The sequence below is a fragment of the Lentzea aerocolonigenes genome (genome assembly GCF_000955955.1).
Taxonomy (GTDB): domain Bacteria; phylum Actinomycetota; class Actinomycetes; order Mycobacteriales; family Pseudonocardiaceae; genus Lentzea; species Lentzea aerocolonigenes_A.
This window is the reverse complement of sequence record NZ_JYJG01000614.1, coordinates 1-2057: the sequence shown is the minus strand read 5'-3', so window position 1 is coordinate 2057 and position 2057 is coordinate 1. Positions and strand designations below refer to the sequence as shown.

The following is a 2057-nucleotide window of genomic DNA, read 5'->3' as shown; positions in this document are numbered from 1 at the left end:
CGTAGTACGACCAGTTGTAGCCGTCGGTTCCGCCGGAGTCGACGTCGTTGGCCGTGCCACCGCGCCAGTGCAGACCGACGTACAGGCGGTACTGGCGGTTGTTGTCGTAGTTGGCCGGTACCCGCAGGATGTACGAGCGGTTCTGGCCGCCCGAGTTGATGGTGTGCTGGCCGCTGGTCAGAGCGGGTGGCTTGCCGCACCCGGCCGTTCCCGCCATCGCCCCGGCGTCGCCGCCGGGAGTGGTGCCACCGAGCGCGATTCCCGCCGCGCCCAGGAAGACCACGGCGCTCGCGGCGGCCAGGGCGATCACGATCCTATGCCTGGACATGGCAGGGCCCCTTGTGCTGTCGGAACATCGTTGTCCGTTCCCCTTCTCGCCGCTAAGCCTTGGCCCAGCGTTGGGCAGTGCTGTTGTTGCAGGTCGCCACGGTGACGGCGGCGCCGTTGCTGGTGCTGGTGGAGTTGAGGCACAGTCCTGATTGGACGTTGGTGATGGTGTTGCCCGCGATGTTCCAGTTCTGGTTGGCGCCGCCGTTGCAGTCCCAGATCTGGACCCTGGTGCCGGATGCGGCGTTGGGAGGTGCGTCGAGGCACTTGCCGGTGACCCGCAGGGTCTGGCCGTTCTGGGTGAACTGCTGGTTGGCGTTGGTGTGGCAGTCCCAGGTGATCATCTGCGTACCGTTGGCCGTGCTCGCGCCGTTGACGTCGAGGCAACGACTGGAGGCCTCGCCGCGCAGCCGGAACGGCGTCGGGCCGGGGTCCGGGGGAGTCGTGTCACCGGTGAAGAACTTCCACACCTCGCCCTTGACCCAGCTCCGGGCACCGCTCTCACATCCGGCGCACCCGTCCACGGGACCCTGCTGGTGGCCGCCGTCGAACGGCGCCCAGACCACCGGATAACCCGTCTTGCAGCCTGAGTAGGCGGTGGTGATGTGCGTGCGGCTGTTCGGTCCGGGTTCGGGAGCGTTCTGCGGGGTGCAGCCGTTGTTGCGGACCCAGCGGTCGCGTTGGCCGCGTCCACCGCCGATGTTGTCGTTGATGCCGTGGATGCCCATGTACGCGACGGGTGCGGTGCCGCCCGCGCAGCCGCTGATCTCACCGGGGCTGGCGATGGCGGCGATCGCGCGGAAGACGTTCGGGCGCGAGCACGCGAGCGAGATGCTCATCGCGCCGCCGTAGCTGAAACCGAGCGAGAAGAGCTGCGTGGTGTCGACGCAGAGGTCGTTCTCGATCCGGCTGATCATGTCGTCGGTGAACCTGACGTCCTCGCCACCCGAGTTGCCCCAGCCGTTGCCGAGACCCTGCGGGGCGACGAAGATCGTCGAGTTGTTCGACAGCTGCTTCAGTCCGTAGTGGGCGTAGACGGCGCCGTCGCTGCCGCCACCCGCCACCTGGTCGGAGGTGCCGCCCAGCCAGTGGAAGCCGAAGATCAGCCGGTACTGGCGGGTGTTGTCGTAGTTGTCCGGGATGCTCAGGATGAACGAGCGGTTCTTGCCGCTGCTCTGGATCGTCTGGTTGCCGTTGCGCAGGGTCGGAGCTTTGCCGCAGCCGGGAGTTCCCGCGAGCACGGTCTGGTCGGTCTGGGCATGGGCGACGGTGGCGCCGGAGAGGACCAGCGCGGCCGCCGCGATCAGCGACCACGCCCGCCGATGGATGTTGTTCTGTCGCATGGGTTGTTCGCACTCTCTTTCGTGATGGTCAGGCGGCTGCGCAGGTTTTGCCGTTGAGGGCGAACGAGGCCGGTGCCGCGGCATCGCCGGTGTGGGTGGCCTGGAATCCGACGGTGATGGACGCGTTCGGTGCGATGTCGGCGTTGTAGTTCACGTTCTTGGCCGTCACCTGGCCGGAGGTGGGGGAGTAGGTGGCGCTCCAGCCGGAGGTGATGTTCTGGCCGCCGGGCAGGGTGAAGGCCAGCGACCATCCGCTGATCGGCGTGGTGCCCGTGTTCGTGATGGTGATGTTCGATGTCAGACCGGTGTTCCACGCGTTGATCGCGTCGGAGACCTTGCAGTCCGCGTCGCCGGGCGGGTTCGTGGTGGTGGTGGTGGTGGTGGTGG

2 protein-coding genes and 1 pseudogene are annotated in these 2057 nt (G+C 67.4%); all 3 read right to left on the bottom strand.

Annotation, left to right across the window (positions count from 1 at the left end; genetic code table 11):
• Positions 1 to 328, bottom strand: a pseudogene (locus UK23_RS47920) (poly(3-hydroxybutyrate) depolymerase); the annotation flags it as partial.
• A 52-nt stretch (positions 329 to 380) separates the two neighbouring features.
• Positions 381 to 1670 carry a ricin-type beta-trefoil lectin domain protein gene (locus tag UK23_RS47915; protein ID WP_082115563.1) on the bottom strand — a complete coding sequence of 430 codons (1290 nt, stop codon included), beginning with the start codon at positions 1668 to 1670 and terminating at the stop codon, positions 381 to 383.
• Between the two features lie 28 nt (positions 1671 to 1698).
• Positions 1699 to 2057 (bottom strand): cellulose binding domain-containing protein (locus UK23_RS47910; RefSeq protein WP_045318539.1); only part of this gene is annotated, 359 nt, incomplete at its 5' end.